Genomic DNA, 21,238 nt, shown 5'->3' on the forward strand with positions numbered 1-21,238 from the left:
AGGAGACCACGATGCCCGAACTCCACAGATCTCATCCAGGTTCCTCCAGCGCCGAAAACATGTTCGGCCCTTCACCCATCACCAAAGCCTTGCAAGCTGTGCATGATGACCTCAAAGATCTGAATGACGGTCAGCCTCTCCAATCCATTCCGGCGCTTGCTGCCATGGACCCTCATTTGTTCGGCATTGTGATCGCCACCGCCGACGGCCACGTTTACGAGGCCGGTGACACGCGCACCCAGTTCTCGATCCAGTCCATCTCCAAGGCGTTCACCTACGGCTTGGCGATTGAGGACAATGGTCTCGATTACGTGGACACCAAGATCGACGTCGAGCCTTCCGGTGATGCTTTCAACGAAATTTCGCTCAATCCGGTAACTCACCTCCCCGCAAACCCCATGATCAACGCGGGAGCCATTACCTCCACCTGGTTGGTTAATGACCGTTCCAAGGAACATGATTCTGCTGGTCGCCGCGAACGTATCCGGGAGCTCTACTCGCGTTGTGCAGGTCGGGAGCTGAACATCAGCCAGGAGGTGCTGGAGCAGGAGAGCGAGCACGGCAACCGCAACCGTGCCCTGGGCTGGATGCTGCGTTCAGTGGGTGTGATCGAGGAGGACCCAACCCAGGCGTTGGAGGACTACTTTGCCCAGTGTTCCGTTATGGTGGATGCCCGCGACCTGGCGCTGATGGCCGCAACGCTGGCCGCCGGTGGCCTCAACCCCCGCACCCAAGACCGGGTTTTCGCCCCGGAAACGGTGGAGCGCGTGCTGTCCGTGATGAATTCCTGTGGCATGTATGACGACGCCGGAGCTTGGTTTGTGCGTGTAGGTCTCCCCGCAAAATCGGGCGTGGGCGGTGGGATCATCGCCGTCGTTCCGGGGCAGTTGGCCATTGCCACTTTCTCTCCTCCGTTGGATGAGCACGGCAACAGCGTGCGTGGAATCGAAGCCTGCCGCAGAATCTCCCAGAACATGGACTTGCATTTTGCCCGCGGCCCCCTGCCATCGCGGGGCGCCATCCGGTCAATCAGCTCGCTGGCCCAGTCGCCGTCGTTGATGCGCCGTGATGAGGCATCCCGTGCGGTGCTGGCCCGGGCGTGTAACAACGTGGCAGTGATCGAGGTTCAAGGGGACCTGCTGTTCCCCGGTGCGGAGGAAACCGTGCGGACTCTGCGCCGGGTGGCGGAGACTGCCTCCGCGGTGGTCATCGACTTCTCGGCGGTCAACCAGATCGGCTCGTTCGTGCCGAACATGGTGGACAACGCCGTTGTGGACATCAAAGCCCGTGGCACGGACGTGGTTGCGGTGGCCGCGGACACCTACGTGGGTGACGCCTCGGACGTCCGCGTGTTCACCACCAGGGATGAGGCTCTGGTGTACGTCGAAGACCAGATCTTGGCTTCCCCACAGGCATGTGATGCCGTGCCTGAGACGCCACTGGGGACCACCCCGAGCGAGTCTCAGATCCTTGCCAACAGTGATCTCCTACGCCGTACCGGCCTGGATTACGGGCGGCGGATCTGGAAGTACTCGCGGGAGATTGACCTTGCCGAGGGTGTGGCTCTCCCCGCTGAATTGGCGCGTCCCGGTTCTCTCTACATGGTGGTTCGCGGTACCGCGCACATCATGGCCACTGCACCCGATGGCACCAGACGCTCCATTCGAGGCCTACGCCCGGGCACCGTGTTTGGTGACCCACGAGATCCCGGGGGAGACGGGGCATCTGTTTTGGCTGAAATCACTGGCCAGCGCCAGATGCAGCTTGTTGCCGCCTCTGATGTTGTGCTTCACGTCCTGGACAACCAAGCCTTTGCACGATTGGAAAACGAAGACCCACGGGCTGCCCTGGCGCTGTGGAAAGCACTGGCCTGGGTTGAGGCCGACGACGTCCTGGCCTCCCTGTACGAGGCGATCGGGTGGGAACCGGGTGACCATTGGGATGAACTCACCGATAACGCACTGGCCGAGGACGGTCTTTGAGGAGGCTGCTGTCAGTTCACTGAGGTGAGCGGCACTTTTCTCGCGTCGTTTGCGGTGGGAATCCAACACTCGGACTGAGCTGACGCTACAGTAACTTACGTCACCATCCCGACCCACGTGTAAAGGGAAAATCATGGAGCCTTCGCCATCCGCACGGATGCTGTGGGCGAAGACTCCTGGCAATGACCGCGACCTGGTGGAGCAGCGCTTGTGGCTGTCCTTGGTTCAGCACTGCCGCGACGCCGGGGACGTAGGTGCACGACTCTTTGAACTGTGGTTGCCAGTACAGCTTCAGGACCGTTTGGATGCCGTCAGCGGGGGCTTTGGTAGACAGCTGACGGGCTGGTCGGCGGCCGTTCATGACATCGGGAAAGCCCAGTTGCTGTTCCAGGCACAAATTGACGGTTCCATGCATACTTGGCAGTGGGAGCAAGTTCAGGACCTCTCGGAGACTCCCGCTATTGAACTTGACTCGCAGGTCGAAAAGCCGCATTCCATTCACTCGGAACTCATCCTGCGTCGATTGTTGTCGGCACGTTGGCCTGACTCGCAAGATCACGTTCAAGCCACGTTGACCGCCTCCGCAGGGGCTCACCACGGAAAGCCGTCACGAGCTGTGGCAGGCCGTGCTGACCGTAATCCAGAGCGAAGAGCGGTGGAGAGGTGGTTGGACCAGCACGGGGTGGACTGGCACGCATTATGGGATGAGATTTTTGACGACGCACTTGAGCGTTCAGAAGCCCGACCCGCTCTTGACCATGTCCTGGCAGGGCCCGGACTGTCGGCTTCAGACCAGCTTCTGCTGGCGGGGCTGGTCACCATGGCGGACTGGATTGCCTCTAACGAAAATTTCTTCCCGTTGACCCGAACGGGCATGCACTCCAGTGCTGAAACTCGGGCCGAAAATGCACTGGACCGTCTGAATCTCACACGTGCCTGGGGCCCCGGTCTCAATGAGGAGCCGGATTTGCAGCGTCGCTTTGCATGGCCGCCGGAGGCCAAGCTGCGCCCCGCACAGGCTTCAGCGCTGGACGTTGTACGCAGGTTGCCAGCAGAGCCCAGTCTGCTGATCTTCGAGATGGAGACCGGCGGCGGAAAAACAGAATTGGCTTTCCTGGCGGCGGAAATCCTAGCCGCCGTACGCGGTTCAGGTGGCATTGCTCTGGCGCTGCCCACCATGGCCACGTCAGATGCCATGTTCACCCGTGCGCAGAGGTGGGTGCAAGCCATCAGCGCTGAAGACGAACAACTGCACTCACTGTACTTGGGCCACTCGCGGGCCAGGCTCCACCAGGGATATGAGGAGCTGATCGAGGCCACAAGGAACATTGATGCCAATGGGGATGGAGCTGCTTCTGCTCAAGGGTCCGTGATCGCGCACCAGTGGCTCAGGGGGCGCCGCCGTGGATTGTTGTCTGAGTTCGTGGTCTGCACCGTGGACCAAGTTCTCATGATGGCGTTGGCCACCAAACACGTGGCGCTGCGCCATCTTGGGTTGGCGGGAAAAGTTGTGATTGTGGATGAGGTGCATTCGTACGACGTCTATTCGTCGTCCTACTTGCGCAAAGCCCTTGAATGGCTGGCAGCCCAGGGATCCAGTGTGATTCTGCTGTCAGCAACTCTTGCTTCAGGGCAACGCCAAGAACTCGTGAGTGCTTATCAAAAAGGTCTCACTGCACCGGAAACACCTGCGGCTAAGCCCGCTGAGGGTCGGTGGAACCGTCGTCGCAAAGATTCCGGTGGCGAGGAAACCCAGAGGGTTTCTTTTCCCCGCCTCACCACCGTTACTGCCGGCGAGGCGGTGGCGACTGCTCTGCCGGACCGTGCGGGGCACCGGAATGTGGTACTGCGCGCCATTGACGACGACGTCGATGCACTGTTGCGGGAATTGGCTGTACTGCATCAGGACGGCGGAATAGCGGGCATCGTGTGTAATACGGTGCGGCGAGCTCAGCAGGTTTATGAGTGGGCCGTGGCGGAGTTCGGTCCACAAGACGTCGAGCTCTTGCATTCACAATTCACGGCCCTGGATCGGGCTGCCCGTGAGCAACGCCTGGTGGAATTGATTGGCCCCAAAACTATGCGAGGTCACGGCCGACCTCATCGCCGGATCATTGTGGGAACCCAAGTCCTGGAACAGTCACTGGACGTGGACTTTGATCTGTTGGTGACGGATCTTGCTCCCACCGACGCATTGGCGCAACGGGCCGGGCGGCTACACCGTCATGATCGTCCTGCGGGTGACAGGCCGACGGCGTTGCAGACCCCGAGTGTGCTGGTGCGCGGGGTGAACCGGGAGGCCATGGCGGATACAGCGCCGGAGCTGGAACCCGGGGCGGAGGCGATCTACGGGGCCAAGATCTTGTTGGACACACTGGCCGTCATGCTGCCCTTGCTGGGCGGCGGTACGTGGTGTTTGCGGCACGATGTGCCGCATTCAGTGGAGCTGACGTATCAGTCACCGGGGGCTGCGGTGGCTGCTTGGGGCATCGCCTATGAAGATGCTGTTCAGAAAGCGGAGGAAAGGGAGAACTCTGCGCGGCGGGCAGCAGATGCTTTTCAACTCAAGTCCGTCCGGGACTCATCCACATTGGAGCGCGCGCTCCAGGCAATGACTGTCATGGACGTGGAGCGCGATGCCACAGCGGCAGAAGCTCACGTCCGCGATATTCGCCCCACTCTGGAAGTGCTCCTGGTGCAGCAAACGAAATTCGGTGCACTGCGGGTTTTGCCGTGGCTGACCGACGGCGATCCCGAGCTGCAGGTACTCGTGGACGAAACCCAGCTACCGCCGTTAAGGGTAATCGACAGGATTGCGCGATCCGCCGTCCGACTGCCCCAGAGTCTTGCCTCGGTGAGGGACGAGGCGTCTTTCGACCGAGCCATCGACGAGCTCGAACGGCAGACACCGGTGGCATGGGGGCAACATCATCTTCTCAAGGGCCAATTGATGCTGACTATTGATGAGGAACTGTGTGGCCAGGTGGCCGGCCGACGATTCCGTTACGACCCTGAGTTGGGCATCCAGGTACTTGGCGGGGCCAGTGATGAATAAGGAGAGCGGCATGAATTGTGACGTCAAACTTGATGTCGATAAGGAGGAGACGCGTGGCTGACAGACAGTTTGATCTGCTCACCGAACCATGGATTCGGGTGCGCATGCTGGATGACCAGGTTCAGGACGTGAGCCTCCGCGATCTCTTCCACAGAGCTCACGAGATTGCGGGACTGGCCGGTGAATCCGCCACCCAGGACAACGCGATGTTGAGGACACTGCTTGCGGTGTTGATCCGGGCCGTGCGTACCACCGACTTGGTGGATCAATCATCCTCGGTGATATGGGACCAGTTGCGCACCATGCCGGACCTTGGTGAATTCGTGGGGGAGTACCTGGACACGGTGGCTGATCGGTTCCGTCTCTTCGGCGACAAAGCGCCGTTCTACCAGGTTGCTGACCTGCACACCAAGAAGGGGGAGTACTCCTCGGTCGGGGTGCTGATCCCGGACATCGGCCCGGGTTTGTTCTCCACTCGAACAGCGGAAGATGCCCAGAGCTTGCAGCCAGCCGAGGCGGCCCGGTGGCTTGTGCGGGAGCAGGCGTACAGCCTTTCCGGGATCAAATCTGGAGCGGAAGGCGACCCCCGCGTCAAAGGCGGCAAGGGCTACCCGATCGGCACGGGCTGGGCCGGAGCTCTGGGCTCCGTTCAAGTTCTGGGTCCGACACTGCGTGACACCTTGGTCCTCTGCCTCCCGTTGTCAGCATTCAGCACTGATGAACGAGAGCTCGAACAGGACCTGCCGCCCTGGGAACGCCAACCGGATACTTCTGCACCGCGTGCTCTGGAAGAAGTAGATCCACGGGGCGTCGTCGATCTGCTGACCTGGCAACAGCGGCGTATTCGGTTGTGGGCGGATGCCCAGGGTGCTGCCACCAAAGTGTTGATCGCCAACGGTGACCGTCTTCGCCTGATCAATCAGTTCACTGAACCGCTGAGCGGGTTCCGCTACTCCCAAGCGCAGTCCAAGAAAGGAGTTTCGGTCTATTTCGCAAAGTCACATGATCCTGATCTGACGGTGTGGCGTGGAGTCCAAGCTCTGTTTCTGGAAAGCGGTGCGTCAGCGGAGGCAGCGGCAAAGAGTGATCGGCCAGCTCCCGTGATCGACCAGCTACGCACGGATCCCGTGCTCGGTGATCTTGTGCAGAATGCCTACGGCGCTGATCCGCTGGGGCTGCGGTTGGTTGGTGCCGAATATGGAACTCAGAGCGCGGTGCTGACCGGTGAAATCGAAGAGGTGCTCAGCATGCACCCGGTGGTCCTGGGCCGCCACGGGGGTGACCTGCGGCAGGCAGCTCTCGACGCCGTTGGCATGGTGATGTCTTTCCGCGGTTCGTTGAACTGGTTTATCAAACAGCTGGAGGTTTGTGCCGGTGGCTCGGGGGACACGGCTTCTCCGGCCGGTGTGCAGAGTTGGCTCTCAGAACTGGAAGGTGCCTTTACGCGCTGGCTTGCGGGTCTGAGACCTGACAGTGACGCTGCGGAGGCAGGCAGGACCTGGCGCACAACCATGTATGTAGTCACCGTTCGCCACATCGAATCTGGCGTAGAGGCAGCTGGCCCTCGTGCGGCGATCGGATGGATGGAAGTCGGCGAAAGTGGTCGAGGTCAGTTGCATTCATCAGCTCGGTACGAAGCCTGGGCCAAGAGAAAACTCACCCAAGCCACCGGTGTACGCCTGAGTAAACCCAGCCAGCCGGTTACCGCGGACACGGAATCCCACCATGAATCGGAAGGAGAGCGATGAATCAGCCATCCAGCAAGGAGGTTCCAGACCTGCGCTCGGCGGTCGGTCGCGCCGTCGGTAATTTGCAGCGCACTTCCCTGGACTTGGATCTCCCCGCAGCCCGTAGCCAGTTGGCGCGCTTGCGAGGTGCCGTGGACGAACCCCCGGGCCGTAGTCCAGAAGTATGGAGCATGGTGCTGGATGCCGTGCCGGATGAGTTCATGGGTACTGGTGATCACGCCACAGACTCCGAAACAGCCACTCATCAGGCGCTCACGCTGTATGCAGTCCATCAACGTGGCAACAACCGCCCCATGCATGTAGCGGGTCCGGGCTCGAACAGCTTTGGTGGCGCCGCCGGCCGGTTGGCCAAGGGACGTACCGCTTCGGTCAAGGCCCGATACGACGCCTTACTCATGGCCACCTCAGATGAAGGCCGAGCTCAACACCTCCGCTCACTGGTCGGTTTGCTGTCCACGGACGCAATACCACTGGACTATGGCCAGTTTGCGCTGGACCTGTCACGGCTCAAGAAGGCGGCTTACCGGGACTCCGTCCAGCGGCGGTGGGGACGCGACTTTTACCGAGCGTTCGCGCCATCAATATCGGACGACGACGCCGACTGAACCGACTTCAGCTACTCACCCACCACCCCGCATTGAAAAACCCGTACTGAAAGGCAGAACCTCACATGACCACGTTTATCGACTTTCACGCACTGCACACCCTGGCGCCGAGCAATGTCAATCGGGGTGAGGATGGCGCGCCCAAAACGGCGACCTTCGGTGGAGTTCGCAGGCAGAGGGTTTCATCACAAGCGCTGAAAGCTGCACAACGCCGCGGGTTCGCAGATCATCTCGACTCGTCTGAACTTGGTGTCCGGACCAAACGCGTGGTCGAACTGGTGGCCCGCCGGATGCTCGAACTGGATGATTCTCTGAACGAGGCGGAAGCACAGGCGCGCGCTGCTGCAGCCTTCAATCTGGCAAAGATCAAGGTTGCCGCACCCAAGGTAAAGAAGGATGAGGAGGCCAAGGCTGCAACTGCTGGCTACTTGATGTTCCTCGGGCGTCATCAGGTCGATCGCCTGGCCCAGACGCTTGTGGATGCTGGTGACAAGGGGCTGGGCTCTAAAGCAGAGGCTCAAGCGTTGTTGGATACCGAGCACGCCGTCGACGTCGCCTTGTTCGGGCGCATGGTTGCCGACGACGCTGCGCTCAATGTGGATGCAGCGGTGCAAGTTGCACACGCATTGGGGGTCCACGCGGCCACGCCCGATTTCGATTTCTACACGGCCGTGGACGATTTGCAGCGCCAGGATGAAGAGACCGGTGCCGGCATGATCGGTACCGTGGAAATGATGTCGTCGACCCTCTACCGCTACGCCACGGTCAACGTCGATCAACTCATCCACAATCTCGGTTCCGTCGAGGCTGCTGTCCGTGCGGTTCAAGCGTTTGCCACCACGTTCGTGGAGACGTTACCGACGGGCAAACAGAATACTTTTGCCTCTCACACCTTGCCGGAGCTGGTTTCCGTTGCCGTGCGGGACAGGCGGCCGGTGTCTTACGTGAACGCCTTTGAACGTCCCATCGAAGCCTCTGAGGGAGAGGACCGTCGGCTCCTTGCAGCACAGGCCCTGGCTGGGGAAGCGGTATCCGTGTCGGATACCTACGGGTTGGCACCTAGTGCAGCTCTCGTCATGTCTGTACCAAGTTTGCAAGAAGCTGTGGGCCCGTTGGGGCGCTCGGTCACTCGTGATGAGTTCGTGGCTGAACTGCAGCGCGTCGTCGAAGAATCCGCTGCTGCTGCGCAGGTGGAAGCATGACGGTCTTGCTCCTGAAACTCAAAGGCCCTCAACAATCCTGGGGCGTGACATCGCGCTTCCAGACACGCGAAGCTGGAACGGCACCCAGCAAATCCGGGGTGATCGGGTTGGTTGCCTCAGCCCAAGGACGTGCTCGTGACGCTGAACTGACGGACCTGGTGGGGCTGGAATTCGGCGTCAGGGTGGATCAACCAGGTGAACTGCTCAACGATTTTCACACCGCGCGAAGATCTGGTGACAAGAACTCCATGCTCTCTCACCGGCATTACCGGCAGGATGCGGCATATACCGCGGCCTTGAGCGGTAGCCCTCAACTCCTGGCGGCGATTGCCGAAGCCGTTGAGTCACCGAAATTTCCCTTGTATCTGGGTAGGCGTTCGGCCCCAGCTCCAGTGGATTTGCTCGGCGGTATTACTGAACACGACGACGTCGAAAGCGCTCTGCGCGATCTCGAATCCGCGCCTTGGCTTGCTGCTAAATGGCATCGAGAGCAAGTTGGTCAGACTGTCTATCTTCCGCTGGCGCGGGATGCACGTGACGGGGAGGATGCAGAGTCTGTGCAGGACGTACCTGTCAGTTTTGACCCACGACACCGTACCTACTCTCGGCGGGGAGTGACATGGACGGAGCCGGTCGTTGTGGAGAATCCCGATGGTAAGCAGCCGGTTGATGTCTATTTTGAGACAGTGAAGGGGGCCTGATGTATTTCAGTCGGTTGACGCTTAATCCGCAACGGCGGCAGGCCAAGCACCTAGTGGCAGACGCGCGCGCCATGCACGCCGCGGTTGAAGCGGCATTTCCACCGTCGATGGCAGGAAGTGAAACACGGAATCTGTGGCGACTGGATCGGATGGAGCACGAGGTGATTCTGTACGTCGTTTCGCCACAGCGCCCAGACCTGCGGCACATCCAGGAACAAGCCGGATGGGAGTCTGCACCTGCGGAATCCACGGACTACGAGCGGTTTCTCGGTTCAATCCAGCGTGGCCAACGGTATTCGTTCCGATTGGCAGCAAATCCCGTGAAGCGCCAATTCGTCCCGGGTGGCCGAGGACGTATTCTGCCTCATGTGACCGAGGCGCAGCAGGTTACCTGGCTAATGGCCCGTGCCGAGGGTTGGGGGTTTACGGTGCGTCCTGTCCAAACTCTGCAGGAAACAGCCGCCGGCGACGTCGACCTGCCGCCTGACGTTCGAGTGGTCCACCGCAATGACGGGCACTTCAGGAAAACTGACGAGAGCGGGAATCGCACCGTCACACAGCGCCAAGTGACATTCGTGGGGAGCCTGGAAGTTCTTGAGGCCAATAAACTCCGCGAATCCCTCACTCGTGGAATGGGGCGTGGTAAAGCTTACGGACTGGGTCTCATGACCCTGGCCCGGTGACGCCATGGCCGTTGGAGCCGAACCACCTACATCACGTGAACTGGGTACGCTGAGTGATCGTCTGTCGTTCATCTATCTGGAGCGCTGCACCATTCACCGTGATGCCAACGCGGTGACAGCAACCGATGAGCGCGGAACGGTTCATATTCCTGCTGCAATCATCGGTGTATTGTTACTCGGGCCGGGAACCCGAACCACGCACGCAGCTATGTCTTTGCTGGGGTCATCTGGTGCCAGCGTGGCCTGGGTGGGGGAGGGGAGTGTGCGCTTCTATGCGGCGGGACGCCCCTTGGCTCGATCCAGCCGACTTTTGGAAGCACAAGCCAGGGCGTTTGCGAATCAGTCCAAGCGACTGGAAATTGCACGCCGAATGTATGAAATGCGGTTCCCGGGTGAGAATGTGTCCTCTCTGACGATGCAGCAATTAAGAGGGCGGGAAGGTGCCAGAGTCAAGGCGGTTTATGCTGAACATGCCGAGCGTACTGGTGTGGAATGGCGCCGTCGTAGTTACAAGCCCGGTGAGATCCAGCACTCGGATGCGGTCAACAGGGCTCTCTCCAGTGCTAATAGTTGCCTGTACGGAATTGTCTCCGCAGTTGTTCATGGGTTGGGGATGTCTCCGGGTCTCGGGTTTGTCCACGTTGGGCATGATCAGAGTTTTCTCTACGATGTTGCTGATCTCTTCAAGGCGACAACTACGATCCCTGCTGCTTTCGATGTGGTGGCGCAGGGCTCGGATGATCCGGAGAACGATGTTCGACGCATGTTGAGGGACCGATTGCTTGAGTCAAAGCTCATGGAATCATGCGTACGTCAATTACGAGACCTATTTCTCACAGAAGAAGAGGCGCTTCAGGAGTCCGAAGTTATATTTTTGGACTCTATGTCTATTTGGAGTGGTCGAGGAGAGGGGCGGCAAGCCACCGGACAGAACTATGACATGGGTGCGCCATGATGGTTTTGGTCTTGTCTGCGTGCCCTCCAAGCCTGCGTGGCGATCTGACTAAATGGTTGCTTGAGGTCTCTGCGGGTGTGTTTATTGGTCGCGTAAGCGCTCGAATACGGGAAGAACTCTGGGAGCGGGTCAAGGGCACCGCTGGAAGTGGGCGAGCCATTCTGATTTGGAGCGCAAAGAACGAGCAGCGCCTGAATTTTGATGTGCATGAGCACCACTGGGACACCGTGGACTTGGACGGAGTCACGCTCATGCGTCGGCCGTCGAGTAATCGCAACCCCAAGGCCTCATCCCAGCGGCGTTCAGGGTGGAGCATTGCGGGTTCTGCTCGGCGTGCCAAACGGTTTGGGCGTTGACTGAGACAACTAGCTAATATTGATGGATAACGGCACGTATCACTGGCGGACCTCCTAGTCAGCAAGTGTGCTCCCCGCGCAGGCGGGGATGAGCCTGGGCGCAGCGGGCGACCTTGCCGAAATCTTGTGTGCTCCCCGCGCAGGCGGGGATGAGCCTACGTGGCCGGGGACTATGCGGAGGAAATCATCGTGCTCCCCGCGCAGGCGGGGATGAGCCGCCCACCAGGGTGCCGGTGTTGATGGTGAGGTTGTGCTCCCCGCGCAGGCGGGGATGAGCCCCCCGCCGAGGTCTCCCGGTCCCTGGCACGGATGTGCTCCCCGCGCAGGCGGGGATGAGCCGGACATGACCAATGACTGAGCTCCCGTGGGCTGGTGCTCCCCGCGCAGGCGGGGATGAGCCCCGACCTCCAGGAACACACCGAGACCGCTGACCGTGCTCCCCGCGCAGGCGGGGATGAGCCGCGGGGGCGGGCGTTGCCGTATCCCCACACGGGGTGCTCCCCGCGCAGGCGGGGATGAGCCCGCCCGCAGACTGGCGTAGTAGCTGGCGCGTGTGTGCTCCCCGCGCAGGCGGGGATGAGCCCTCACCCAGGCCGTCGCCTCCGACCATGGGCGTGTGCTCCCCGCGCAGGCGGGGATGAGCCCGCCGTGAACTCGGCCGTGGTGATATATCCGGTGTGCTCCCCGCGCAGGCGGGGATGAGCCCGCGGGACCATGGGCCTTCGGCTGGTTTGCGGTGTGCTCCCCGCGCAGGCGGGGATGAGCCCGACGCATTCGCCAAGAACACCGCGCTGCTGGAGTGCTCCCCGCGCAGGCGGGGATGAGCCCCCGGTGGTGATGACCCGTGTGCCTTTTTGGAGGTGCTCCCCGCGCAGGCGGGGATGAGCCTCCCCGTCGCCCACCGGCGCGGCCGCGAGCTTAGTGCTCCCCGCGCAGGCGGGGATGAGCCCTGGTGACGGTGCAGCACCACGAGCTGGTGAAAGTGCTCCCCGCGCAGGCGGGGATGAGCCCTCGAAACAGAGGTTCTTACCGTCAGCGCGCTTGTGCTCCCCGCGCAGGCGGGGATGAGCCCCATCACCGATCTGCTTGGCCGCCCACTTGTGCGTGCTCCCCGCGCAGGCGGGGATGAGCCCCAAAATCCAATTCCTTCCGGTGGTCTTGTTTTGTGCTCCCCGCGCAGGCGGGGATGAGCCCATGCGGGTAGCGGGTGTGACACTGCCTGGCTGGTGCTCCCCGCGCAGGCGGGGATGAGCCTCCAGTCCTGGGATTTGGCGTTCAAAGACACTAGTGCTCCCCGCGCAGGCGGGGATGAGCCCTCCGCTACGTGCTCGGAGTCGAGGCCCATGCGGTGCTCCCCGCGCAGGCGGGGATGAGCCCGTGATCTTATTCTGCGTGAAATTCCGGTCATGGTGCTCCCCGCGCAGGCGGGGATGAGCCCGGAGAACACCATGAACAACAACCCCTTCCTCCGTGCTCCCCGCGCAGGCGGGGATGAGCCGCCCGAGTGAGACATCACCCTGTGACTCTGCGCGTGCTCCCCGCGCAGGCGGGGATGAGCCCCAACTGAACATCTCCCGCTGCGGGGCCAAACCGTGCTCCCCGCGCAGGCGGGGATGAGCCCCGGGTGGTTATGTCGTCGGCGGTGTCGTGGTGGTGCTCCCCGCGCAGGCGGGGATGAGCCGACGCAGTGTCGGTCACACGGTTCTGGTCGCTCGTGCTCCCCGCGCAGGCGGGGATGAGCCCGCGATCTTCTCGACAAGGGCTTTCATGGTTGTGTGCTCCCCGCGCAGGCGGGGATGAGCCTGTGGTGAAGTCGCCGTGCACGGTGCGCACGGAGTGCTCCCCGCGCAGGCGGGGATGAGCCGCTGGTAATCCGGGGTGGCATGCAGCTCGGTGGGTGCTCCCCGCGCAGGCGGGGATGAGCCGAACCCGGCCACACACCACTCCTGGACCACAGGGTGCTCCCCGCGCAGGCGGGGATGAGCCGGTCAGTCCCACAGGTGCACACCCCCCGTGTAGGTGCTCCCCGCGCAGGCGGGGATGAGCCCAATTCGAAGCGGCGGCGGCCGATGGGGAGAATGTGCTCCCCGCGCAGGCGGGGATGAGCCCTGAACTCACATGACGGTGGTGTGTTCACCGCCGTGCTCCCCGCGCAGGCGGGGATGAGCCCTGGCCTACCAGCCCTGAGCCACACCTCGAACGGTGCTCCCCGCGCAGGCGGGGATGAGCCGGGGAAACTCACAGCGGAACTCCCCGTTGCGCGGTGCTCCCCGCGCAGGCGGGGATGAGCCCACCGGTGTCAGTGCCAGCGGAGTACAGGAGGGGTGCTCCCCGCGCAGGCGGGGATGAGCCCACGGTGTCAGAGGTGAGGAACGGGGCGCCTTCGTGCTCCCCGCGCAGGCGGGGATGAGCCCCAGGGCTGTGCCCTCGGCTTCTATGGTGGCGTGTGCTCCCCGCGCAGGCGGGGATGAGCCTTCGTTGTATTGCTCCCGGATTTGCTCCGGTGTGTGCTCCCCGCGCAGGCGGGGATGAGCCCAAAACCGGGTGGGGTTACAACGAGGACACAGGGTGCTCCCCGCGCAGGCGGGGATGAGCCGCCCCCAGGCTCTTCATGATTCGGCGCGCTGAGGTGCTCCCCGCGCAGGCGGGGATGAGCCGGCGGTAACAGCTCCCGCCTGGGGAACGCAGCAGTGCTCCCCGCGCAGGCGGGGATGAGCCCCACGGGCGTTCTGACGGTCCCCGGATGGTGGCGTGCTCCCCGCGCAGGCGGGGATGAGCCCTGTCAGTCGGCCACCCGTCGACGTGCACCCGGGTGCTCCCCGCGCAGGCGGGGATGAGCCGCAATCAAGGCCCTGGGCTACCAAGAGTCCCCTGTGCTCCCCGCGCAGGCGGGGATGAGCCGATCGGTGACGCCTCAACCTCGGAATCACGTCTGTGCTCCCCGCGTAGGCGGGGATGAGCCGCGCCGCCGTGTGCCGATCCCCAGGCACCTGCAGTGCTCCCCGCGCAGGCGGGGATGAGCCGCAATCCACCGCCGTGAAAACCGTCACCACAGCGTGCTCCCCGCGCAGGCGGGGATGAGCCGTTCGAGTCCTCCGAACATGGGGGGCTCCGTTCGTGCTCCCCGCGCAGGCGGGGATGAGCCGTGGCACCCCAGCGGCGATCAGCCATGACGCATGTGCTCCCCGCGCAGGCGGGGATGAGCCCCCATGCCCTACACCTACGAAACCAAGTACACCGTGCTCCCCGCGCAGGCGGGGATGAGCCCTTGCAAAGCGCGAACTTGCACAACGCGAACCTGTGCTCCCCGCGCAGGCGGGGATGAGCCCGCTCAGCTCCCATCCGTACTCCCAGCAGAAAAGTGCTCCCCGCGCAGGCGGGGATGAGCCCTCGGCCAGTGCGTAGGCGGCGCACTGCAGTGCGTGCTCCCCGCGCAGGCGGGGATGAGCCTGACCTTGAGCGATATTGGAAGCTCGGTCCTGGGTGCTCCCCGCGCAGGCGGGGATGAGCCTACTGACCCATCCGCTTGACCCGACGGGGTATCGTGCTCCCCGCGCAGGCGGGGATGAGCCGGTTGGTGCCGCCCGGGGTGATGTGTGCGACGTGTGCTCCCCGCGCAGGCGGGGATGAGCCCCCAGCGTCGTGTAAAACGTTGTCAACGGTCTGTGCTCCCCGCGCAGGCGGGGATGAGCCCACACATTCCCCTCTCCGAAGTGCTGGCCCTCAGTGCTCCCCGCGCAGGCGGGGATGAGCCCGGGGTCACGAGTATTCCGACCCAATCGGATTGGTGCTCCCCGCGCAGGCGGGGATGAGCCCCAGCCCGCCGGAGACCCCGGCGGGAACAAAAAGTGCTCCCCGCGCAGGCGGGGATGAGCCGTGTAAACCATGGGGGCGGGGTGATGCAAACCCGTGCTCCCCGCGCAGGCGGGGATGAGCCGCTGCGATGATCCACAGGATGATCACGGTGATCGTGCTCCCCGCGCAGGCGGGGACGAGCCCACCGCAGGGAGTTTCGAGCCCCTGGACGTCATGTGCTCCCCGCGCAGGTGGGGATGAGCCCTGGGTGCGGAGTTTCGGCATCGAGAGAATGTTGTGCCCCCGCGTCTGCGGGGATGAGCCGAAAAATGGCCCGTTCCCTCGTTCCCCGATCACGTGTTCCCCGCGCCTGCGGGGATGAAGCTTCTCTCCCGCAGCGAGCCACGGGAAGGGAAGCCTCAATAGCCGTCAGCTGTCTTGGGACGCATCCGCATCAGGCGTCGTCGGCAGGTCCCGCTGGGAGGCCCCCTGCATCTGCGCTCCTGCCGCCCGGCCGGCTGCGTTGCCGGTGACGCCGGCCTGGATGAGCTGCGTGAGGTTCAAACCCGTTGCATCCTCCATGGCTTTGCTGAGCTTGCTGAACTCACCGGCCGTGTACGCAGCGCCGCTGGAATCGTCTCCGCCAATGATGGTGATGCTGTCGATTCCGGAGTACCCGCGAGCGAATTCGGCGGCGAACTGGGGCATGATCTCCAAGGCCTTCTGCGCCAGCAGAGCCTCCTGGTTCTCCTTCAAAGCCTCAGCTTCCGCGCGGATGGCGTCCGCCTTGGCTTGGCCTTCCAACCGGATGGCTTCCGCGTCAGCTTCCGCCCGCAAGCGGGTGGCGGTGGCTTGTTCGGTGGCCACTTCACGGGCCGCCTTGGCTTCCTGAACCCGCTCGAAGGCCTTGGCCTCAGCTTCTTGTTCACGCCGGTAACGGTCGGCATCGGCAACTTTGCGCACTTCTGCATCCAGGCGGGACTGTTTGTTTTCAGCCTCCTGGATGAGCACCTGCTTCTCAGCTTCTGCCTGTGCAAAAGCCTTTGCCTGTTCTGCCTGAGCCTGGGCGCGCCCCACCTTGGCATTGGAGGCTTCACGGTTTTGCGCCAGCTGAGTTTCTTCGATCAGGTTCTCTTCATCAGTGGCCAAACGGCGCTTGAGAATTTCACGATCTGCATTGGTCTCGGCAACCTCAGCTGCCTGACGCTTCTCCTGAATCTGCGGTACACCCAAGGACTGGATGTACCCAACATTGTCCGTGATGCCTTTGATCTGGAAAGAATCAAGAATGAGACCCTGCTCGGAAAGATCAGTGGCAACATCTGTGGCAATTTGCTCGGAGAACTTCTTGCGGTCACGCATCAGATCCGCCACGCTCAACTGAGCCACCACACCACGCAGCGCGCCTTCCAGCTGCTCAGTGGTGAAGTCCACGATCGCCCCATCCTGGCTGGCAAAGCGCTCCGCAGCACGCCGCGCCAGCTCCGGGTTGGAGCCAATTTTCACCAATGCCACAGCCTCTACGGACAACGTGATGTTGTCCTCGGACTGGGCTTCGGCGGTCATGGAAACCTGCCGGGAACGCAGGGAAATGGTCTGGGCTCGCTGAGTGATGGGGTTGACCACCGCACGCCCATTGACAATGACCGTCACATTGGACATCACTTCACCGTCGGCCTGCTTGCGCCCGGAGATCACCAACGCTTCATCAGCGCGAGCCACTTGAATCCAGCGTTTGAAGATCAGAAACGCAATCCCCACCACCACCAGAACGGCAACGACGACGACGGCGATCACACCCGCCACAGCAATCTCAGAGCCCATGAACCGAGTTCCTTTTCCGGAATAGCCAGGCTGGTCCCGGCAAAGCTGACAGTTGCATAGAGGCTAACAGTCGGCTTGGATCATCGGGCAAGGTCAGGATAAACGGGTGTCATGAAGCGCGATCATGACGCGCAGCACTGGAACTCACAGACGATGCTGTTCACCAAGCGACCGTGAGGGGCGATAAGTCATCAAAAACGCGGTCTGTGCTGACCAAGGTAAGTGATTCGGTGAGAGCCTGGGCTGCCAGCATTCGATCAAAGGGATCCCGGTGCGACCAGTCCAAGTCGCCCGCGAGCTTGGCATGCTGCCACGTGATGTCCAGAACGCGGGCACCGAGGCGCATTATGTGGTTCTCCAGGCTGGCCAGCCAAGAACCTGCATCAGGCAGTTTGCCAATCCGGTGCTTGGTGTGGAGCTCCCATGCCGACCCTGCCGATACGAATAGATCATTCCCGGTGTCCAAGATCAGCGAGCGAGCGACCGTACCTAATCGGTCAGGTTCGTTGATGGCCCAGATCAGCGTGTGGGTATCCAGCAGAAGAGACGTCACCTTCAGTGACCTTCCCATGCTGACAACTCATCGTTGGGCAGGTCGTCGAAGAATGTTTCAGGAAGTTGGTAGGAGCCAAACCCCAGCTCCCGTTCGCCTGAATCAGCGGGAACTAGACGTGCAATCGTGCGTGATCCCCGGGCAATCAGGATCGACTCTCCGCGTTCCACATCTGCGAGGAGCGCTGAGAGATGGGTTTTGGCTTCCTGTACTTTGACCGTCTTCATAAGTGGAGCTTAGTGGCGGTTGACCAAGTTGGTCAACCAAGTTGGTCAACCTGGTCGAGGTGTGCCGTCATCAGCTCCCGTAGGTGCTCAGGTACCGCTGGATTCGCTCGGAGTCGGAGGCAAAGAAGTCCTGCGGGGCGCCGTCGAACCCAATGCCGCCGTCGGCCAGGAAGATCACGCGCTGTGCCACGGTCCGGGCGAACTCAATGTTGTGAGTGACCACCACCAGGGAGCGGCCTTCTTGGGCCAGGTCCACCATCACGTGGGTGACCCCGGCGGCCAGTTCAGGGTCAAGTGCTGAGGTGGGTTCATCGAACAACAGAAAGTCCGGTTCCACGGCCAGGGCCCGGGCAATGGCCACACGCTGCTGCTGGCCGCCAGAGAGGTTGTCCGGGTACTCGTCCAGACGATTCCCCATGCCCACACGATCCAGGTAGGACTGGGCGCGGGAGCGGGCTTCATCCTTGGAGATCTTGCCATTGAGCACCGGGGGCAGGCTCACGTTGCCCAGCACGGTTTGGTTGGGGAACAGGTTGTACCCCTGGAACACCATGGCCGAGTGCTTGCGAATGGAGCGAATCTGGGAATCGCTCAAACGGCCACCAAAACTGACCGAGTCCGCGTTGACCGTCAGTGATCCCGTGTCCGGGACCTCCAAAAGGTTCATGAACCGCAGCAGCGTGGACTTACCGGAACCGGAGGGCCCCAAGATCACAGTGGTCTGGCCGTCCGGAATGCTCAGAGAGACATCCGAGAGAACAGCATTGTCCCCGAAAGTCTTGGAAACGTTCTTCAACTCAAGCATTGGTGCTCCTGACGTAACGGTTGGAGACCTTCTCCAGGCGGGACTGGAGCACGGACAAGATGGTGAACAGCAGCAGGTAAATGGCGGCCACTTCCATGTAGAGCGCAAGCGGCTGGAAGGTGGTGGCAGCAATCTGGCGACCCACCTGGAACACATCAGCCAGGGTGATCACCATGACCAAGGAAGTGCCCTTGACCAGGTCAATCAGGTCATTGCCCAAGGGTGGGAGGGCAATGCGCAGCGCCTGCGGAGCAATCACGTGCCGCAGCATCTGCCACCCTGTGTAGTTCAGGGTCTTGGCGGCTTCGATCTGCCCGCGGGGAATGGATTGCACGGAAGCCCGCAGAGTCTCAGCAGCGTAGGCCCCTGTGTTCAGAGTGAACGCGATGATTGCTGATGTCCATGCGGACAGCGTGATTCCAATGGCCGGCAGACCGTAGAAGATGATGAACAGCTGCACCAGGATGGGTGTTCCCCGGAAAAGCCAAACGTAAAAGCGGGAGATCCATTGCAGCGGCTTAATCCGGCCCATGCGCATGGATGTGGCCACCACAGCAACCACCAGCGCCAGGATGAAGGCAATGATGCTCAAAGGGATGGTCACCGTGATGGTGGCCAGCAGCAGTTGGGGCAGCGAATCGGCCCAGAGTGAGAAAAGTTCAGTCATGATTCCGGTGTGAGGTCAAGGGACACGTACTTCTGGTAAATACGCGCCAGATCGCCGTTGTCCATGTGGGTACGTAGGGATTCATCAATGGCGGCTTTGAGGCTGTCCTGCCCCTTGGCCATCAGGATTGCAGACTCAGCTGGATCGCCCAAGGTGCCATCCAGCAGGCGAATGTCAACGTCAGGGCGTTGCTGGAAGAACGCCTCAAAGGTCACGTAGTCATTTCCGGTCATGTCCACACGGTCAAAGGAGACCAGCATGATTGCTTCGTCAAAGCCGGTGACGGGTACAAGATCTGCACCAGCTTTGGCCATCTCCTGGCCAAAATTGGAGGTCTCCGTCTGTGCTGCAGAGTGACCCGCGATTTCATCCACGGATTGCAGGGGGGAATCGCCAGAGACACCCACCTTGCCCTCACTGATGGCATAGGGAATCGAAAAATCAAAGACCTCACGGCGGGCATCCGTTGGGGCAATGTTGTTGATCACAATGTCGTATCGGCCCACATCAACGCCGGCAATCAGGGAATCCCACTGGGTTTCCACATATACCGGTTTTACGCCCAAATCGGCGGCCACCAGATCCGCAATTTCCTTCTCAAAGCCCACCAGCTCGCCGGTGGAGTCGTGGTAACCGTAGGGCTGGAACGTGCCCTCCATGCCGATTCGGATTTCACCGGCCTGCTGGATCTTCTCCAGTTCGTCACCGGAGGCCGCTGATGACGACGTCGTACTGCCCCCACCTGAGCACGCCGCCAACGCCAGGGACATGGCGCCCAAGCCCAAGCCGCCGATCACGGCGCGCCGGCTCACTGGGGAGCTCATGCCCGGTGCACGAGATACACGAGTCTCAGGCTGCATCGATCGCATGGATCAGGTCCTCAATCAGGTCGTCGGCATCTTCAATGCCCACAGCAACGCGCAACAGGTTCTCCGGAATTTCGGCCAAAGCACGGTCCTCATCCGAGTACGCACCGTGAGTCATATGTGCAGGCAAGCAGATCAAAGACTCAATACCGCCCAGGCTGACTGCAAAACCAAACACCTTCAATTCCGCCAGGAAAGCCCGAACGTCCTTGCCGTCAACCAGTTCAAAGCCAAAAACGGCTCCGTTACCAGTAGCTTGCTGGTTCTGAATCCGCGCTTCCTCTGCGTTGAAGGAACCCGGTTCCAGAACCCGTGCCACGGATGGATGTTCACGCAGAGCAGCAACAATCTTGGCTGTGTTCTCCTGCTGACGGTCCAGGCGGATGCCCAAAGTCTTGACGTTTTGCAGGAGACGGTAGGAATCCATGGGGGAGAGCACTCCGCCCAAAATCACCTGTGACTGGGCGATGGTGGCGGCAAGGTCGTCGTCGTTGGTGGCCACCACACCGGCCAAAAGGTCCCCGTGGCCGCCCAAGTATTTGGTGGCGGACTGCACGGTGATGTCGGCCCCCAATTCCAGCGGACGCTGCAAATACGGGGTCAGGAAGGTGTTGTCCACCACCACCAGCGCGCCGTGGGAGTGCGCCAGATCCGCAATCCGGCGAATGTCAGCCACACGCAGCGTGGGGTTGGTGGGGGTTTCCAGGAAAACCATTTTCACGGAAGCCGTGAAGTGCTCATCCGTGAGCTGGTTCAGATCAGGAACAAAGGTGGTGGTCACGCCACGCTTGGGTAGCTCGATGGTGGCCCACCGGTAATTTCCGCCGTACACGGGCAGCCCCATGATCACTTCGTCCCCGGATGCCAGCATGCCCAGAACGGAGCCCGTGGCTGCCATGCCTGTGGAAAAAGCGAACGCGTGTTCAGCGCCTTCCAGGGCAGCCAGTGTCGTCTCTGCGTCCGTGCGGGTTGGGTTGGAGCCGCGCTGGTACTCGAACTCACCTTCGCCGCCCTCAGTGGGCTGCAGGAAGGTGGAGGCGGTGTGGATAGGGGGCACGACGGCGCCCAGGTGGACGTCATGCAGTGCGTGAATCACGCGGGTGTTGAAGCCGGACACGATTGCTCCTGATTGGTGGTGAGGACCTGATTCTTGTGCCTACAACCAACTCTGGCCACAGGAATAGTCCGGACAGGGGCAGACTGTGGTGTGCCCC

Annotated in this window: 16 protein-coding genes and 1 CRISPR repeat array; of the genes, 9 read left to right on the forward strand and 7 right to left on the reverse strand. The window is 61.7% G+C overall.

Features of this window, described 5'->3' with window-relative positions:
- Positions 1-11: 11 nt before the first annotated feature.
- From glsA to cas2e, 9 genes are all read left to right on the forward strand, one after another.
- A complete protein-coding gene (gene glsA / locus Q4G32_RS04160) occupies positions 12-1,982 on the forward strand; it encodes a glutaminase A (protein WP_303349403.1) in 1,971 nt (656 codons plus the stop codon).
- A gap of 133 nt (positions 1,983-2,115) precedes the next feature.
- Positions 2,116-5,037, forward strand: a complete 2,922-nt coding sequence (gene cas3, locus Q4G32_RS04165; RefSeq protein ID WP_303349404.1) for a CRISPR-associated helicase Cas3' — start codon at positions 2,116-2,118, stop codon at positions 5,035-5,037.
- Between the two features lie 53 nt (positions 5,038-5,090).
- The gene (gene casA, locus Q4G32_RS04170; protein WP_303349405.1) at positions 5,091-6,785 is read left to right on the forward strand and encodes a type I-E CRISPR-associated protein Cse1/CasA; all 1,695 of its coding nucleotides are present in this window, start codon (positions 5,091-5,093) and stop codon (positions 6,783-6,785) included.
- On the forward strand, positions 6,782-7,390 hold the full coding sequence (gene casB, locus Q4G32_RS04175; protein WP_303349406.1) for a type I-E CRISPR-associated protein Cse2/CasB: 609 nt from the start codon (positions 6,782-6,784) through the stop codon (positions 7,388-7,390). Before casA ends, casB begins: the two co-directional genes overlap by 4 nt.
- A gap of 65 nt (positions 7,391-7,455) precedes the next feature.
- The gene (cas7e, locus tag Q4G32_RS04180) at positions 7,456-8,592 is read left to right on the forward strand and encodes a type I-E CRISPR-associated protein Cas7/Cse4/CasC (RefSeq protein ID WP_303349407.1); all 1,137 of its coding nucleotides are present in this window, start codon (positions 7,456-7,458) and stop codon (positions 8,590-8,592) included.
- Positions 8,589-9,293, forward strand: coding sequence for a type I-E CRISPR-associated protein Cas5/CasD (gene cas5e, locus Q4G32_RS04185; protein WP_303349408.1), 705 nt, complete (start codon positions 8,589-8,591; stop codon positions 9,291-9,293). Before cas7e ends, cas5e begins: the two co-directional genes overlap by 4 nt.
- The gene (gene cas6e / locus Q4G32_RS04190) at positions 9,293-9,976 is read left to right on the forward strand and encodes a type I-E CRISPR-associated protein Cas6/Cse3/CasE (protein ID WP_303349409.1); all 684 of its coding nucleotides are present in this window, start codon (positions 9,293-9,295) and stop codon (positions 9,974-9,976) included. Before cas5e ends, cas6e begins: the two co-directional genes overlap by 1 nt.
- A gap of 4 nt (positions 9,977-9,980) precedes the next feature.
- A complete protein-coding gene (gene cas1e, locus Q4G32_RS04195) occupies positions 9,981-10,931 on the forward strand; it encodes a type I-E CRISPR-associated endonuclease Cas1e (RefSeq protein WP_303349410.1) in 951 nt (316 codons plus the stop codon).
- Between the two features lie 56 nt (positions 10,932-10,987).
- Positions 10,988-11,287 (forward strand): type I-E CRISPR-associated endoribonuclease Cas2e, encoded by a 300-nt coding sequence (gene cas2e / locus Q4G32_RS04200; RefSeq protein ID WP_303349411.1) that lies wholly within the window; start codon positions 10,988-10,990, stop codon positions 11,285-11,287.
- 67 nt (positions 11,288-11,354) lie between these two features.
- Positions 11,355-15,346: direct repeats of the CRISPR family, unit length 28 nt; unit sequence GTGCTCCCCGCGCAGGCGGGGATGAGCC.
- Between the two features lie 165 nt (positions 15,347-15,511).
- On the opposite strand, the gene Q4G32_RS04205 is transcribed toward cas2e, so the two are convergent.
- From Q4G32_RS04205 to Q4G32_RS04235, 7 genes are all read right to left on the reverse strand, one after another.
- Positions 15,512-16,906, reverse strand: a complete 1,395-nt coding sequence (locus Q4G32_RS04205; protein ID WP_303349412.1) for a flotillin family protein — start codon at positions 16,904-16,906, stop codon at positions 15,512-15,514.
- 160 nt (positions 16,907-17,066) lie between these two features.
- On the reverse strand, positions 17,067-17,459 hold the full coding sequence (locus tag Q4G32_RS04210) for a type II toxin-antitoxin system VapC family toxin (protein WP_303349413.1): 393 nt from the start codon (positions 17,457-17,459) through the stop codon (positions 17,067-17,069).
- Between the two features lie 2 nt (positions 17,460-17,461).
- Entirely contained in the window at positions 17,462-17,686 is a 225-nt protein-coding gene (locus tag Q4G32_RS04215) for a type II toxin-antitoxin system Phd/YefM family antitoxin (protein ID WP_303349414.1), read from the reverse strand.
- Positions 17,687-17,756: 70 nt separating this feature from the next.
- Positions 17,757-18,491, reverse strand: coding sequence for an amino acid ABC transporter ATP-binding protein (locus Q4G32_RS04220; protein WP_303349416.1), 735 nt, complete (start codon positions 18,489-18,491; stop codon positions 17,757-17,759).
- Positions 18,484-19,158: an amino acid ABC transporter permease gene (locus Q4G32_RS04225; RefSeq protein WP_303349417.1), complete on the reverse strand. Its 675-nt coding sequence runs from the start codon at positions 19,156-19,158 to the stop codon at positions 18,484-18,486. The genes Q4G32_RS04220 and Q4G32_RS04225 overlap by 8 nt, the downstream gene beginning before the upstream one ends.
- Positions 19,155-19,970: a transporter substrate-binding domain-containing protein gene (locus Q4G32_RS04230; protein ID WP_303349418.1), complete on the reverse strand. Its 816-nt coding sequence runs from the start codon at positions 19,968-19,970 to the stop codon at positions 19,155-19,157. Before Q4G32_RS04230 ends, Q4G32_RS04225 begins: the two co-directional genes overlap by 4 nt.
- A gap of 37 nt (positions 19,971-20,007) precedes the next feature.
- The gene (locus Q4G32_RS04235) at positions 20,008-21,141 is read right to left on the reverse strand and encodes a trans-sulfuration enzyme family protein (protein ID WP_303349420.1); all 1,134 of its coding nucleotides are present in this window, start codon (positions 21,139-21,141) and stop codon (positions 20,008-20,010) included.
- Between the last annotated feature and the right edge of the window lie 97 nt (positions 21,142-21,238).

Source organism: Kocuria sp. (assembly GCF_030538595.1).
GTDB lineage: Bacteria > Actinomycetota > Actinomycetes > Actinomycetales > Micrococcaceae > Kocuria.

Bases quoted from the DNA above. Each gene is read 5' to 3' on its own strand.
- glsA (WP_303349403.1), top strand. From the start codon at position 12: ATGCCCGAACTCCACAGATCTCATCCAGGTTCCTCCAGCGCCGAAAAC.
- cas3 (WP_303349404.1), top strand. From the start codon at position 2,116: ATGGAGCCTTCGCCATCCGCACGGATGCTGTGGGCGAAGACTCCTGGC.
- casB (WP_303349406.1), top strand. From the start codon at position 6,782: ATGAATCAGCCATCCAGCAAGGAGGTTCCAGACCTGCGCTCGGCGGTC.
- cas7e (WP_303349407.1), top strand. From the start codon at position 7,456: ATGACCACGTTTATCGACTTTCACGCACTGCACACCCTGGCGCCGAGC.
- cas5e (WP_303349408.1), top strand. From the start codon at position 8,589: ATGACGGTCTTGCTCCTGAAACTCAAAGGCCCTCAACAATCCTGGGGC.
- cas6e (WP_303349409.1), top strand. From the start codon at position 9,293: ATGTATTTCAGTCGGTTGACGCTTAATCCGCAACGGCGGCAGGCCAAG.
- cas1e (WP_303349410.1), top strand. From the start codon at position 9,981: ATGGCCGTTGGAGCCGAACCACCTACATCACGTGAACTGGGTACGCTG.
- Q4G32_RS04205 (WP_303349412.1), bottom strand. From the start codon at position 16,906: ATGGGCTCTGAGATTGCTGTGGCGGGTGTGATCGCCGTCGTCGTCGTT.
- Q4G32_RS04215 (WP_303349414.1), bottom strand. From the start codon at position 17,686: ATGAAGACGGTCAAAGTACAGGAAGCCAAAACCCATCTCTCAGCGCTC.
- Q4G32_RS04220 (WP_303349416.1), bottom strand. From the start codon at position 18,491: ATGCTTGAGTTGAAGAACGTTTCCAAGACTTTCGGGGACAATGCTGTT.
- Q4G32_RS04225 (WP_303349417.1), bottom strand. From the start codon at position 19,158: ATGACTGAACTTTTCTCACTCTGGGCCGATTCGCTGCCCCAACTGCTG.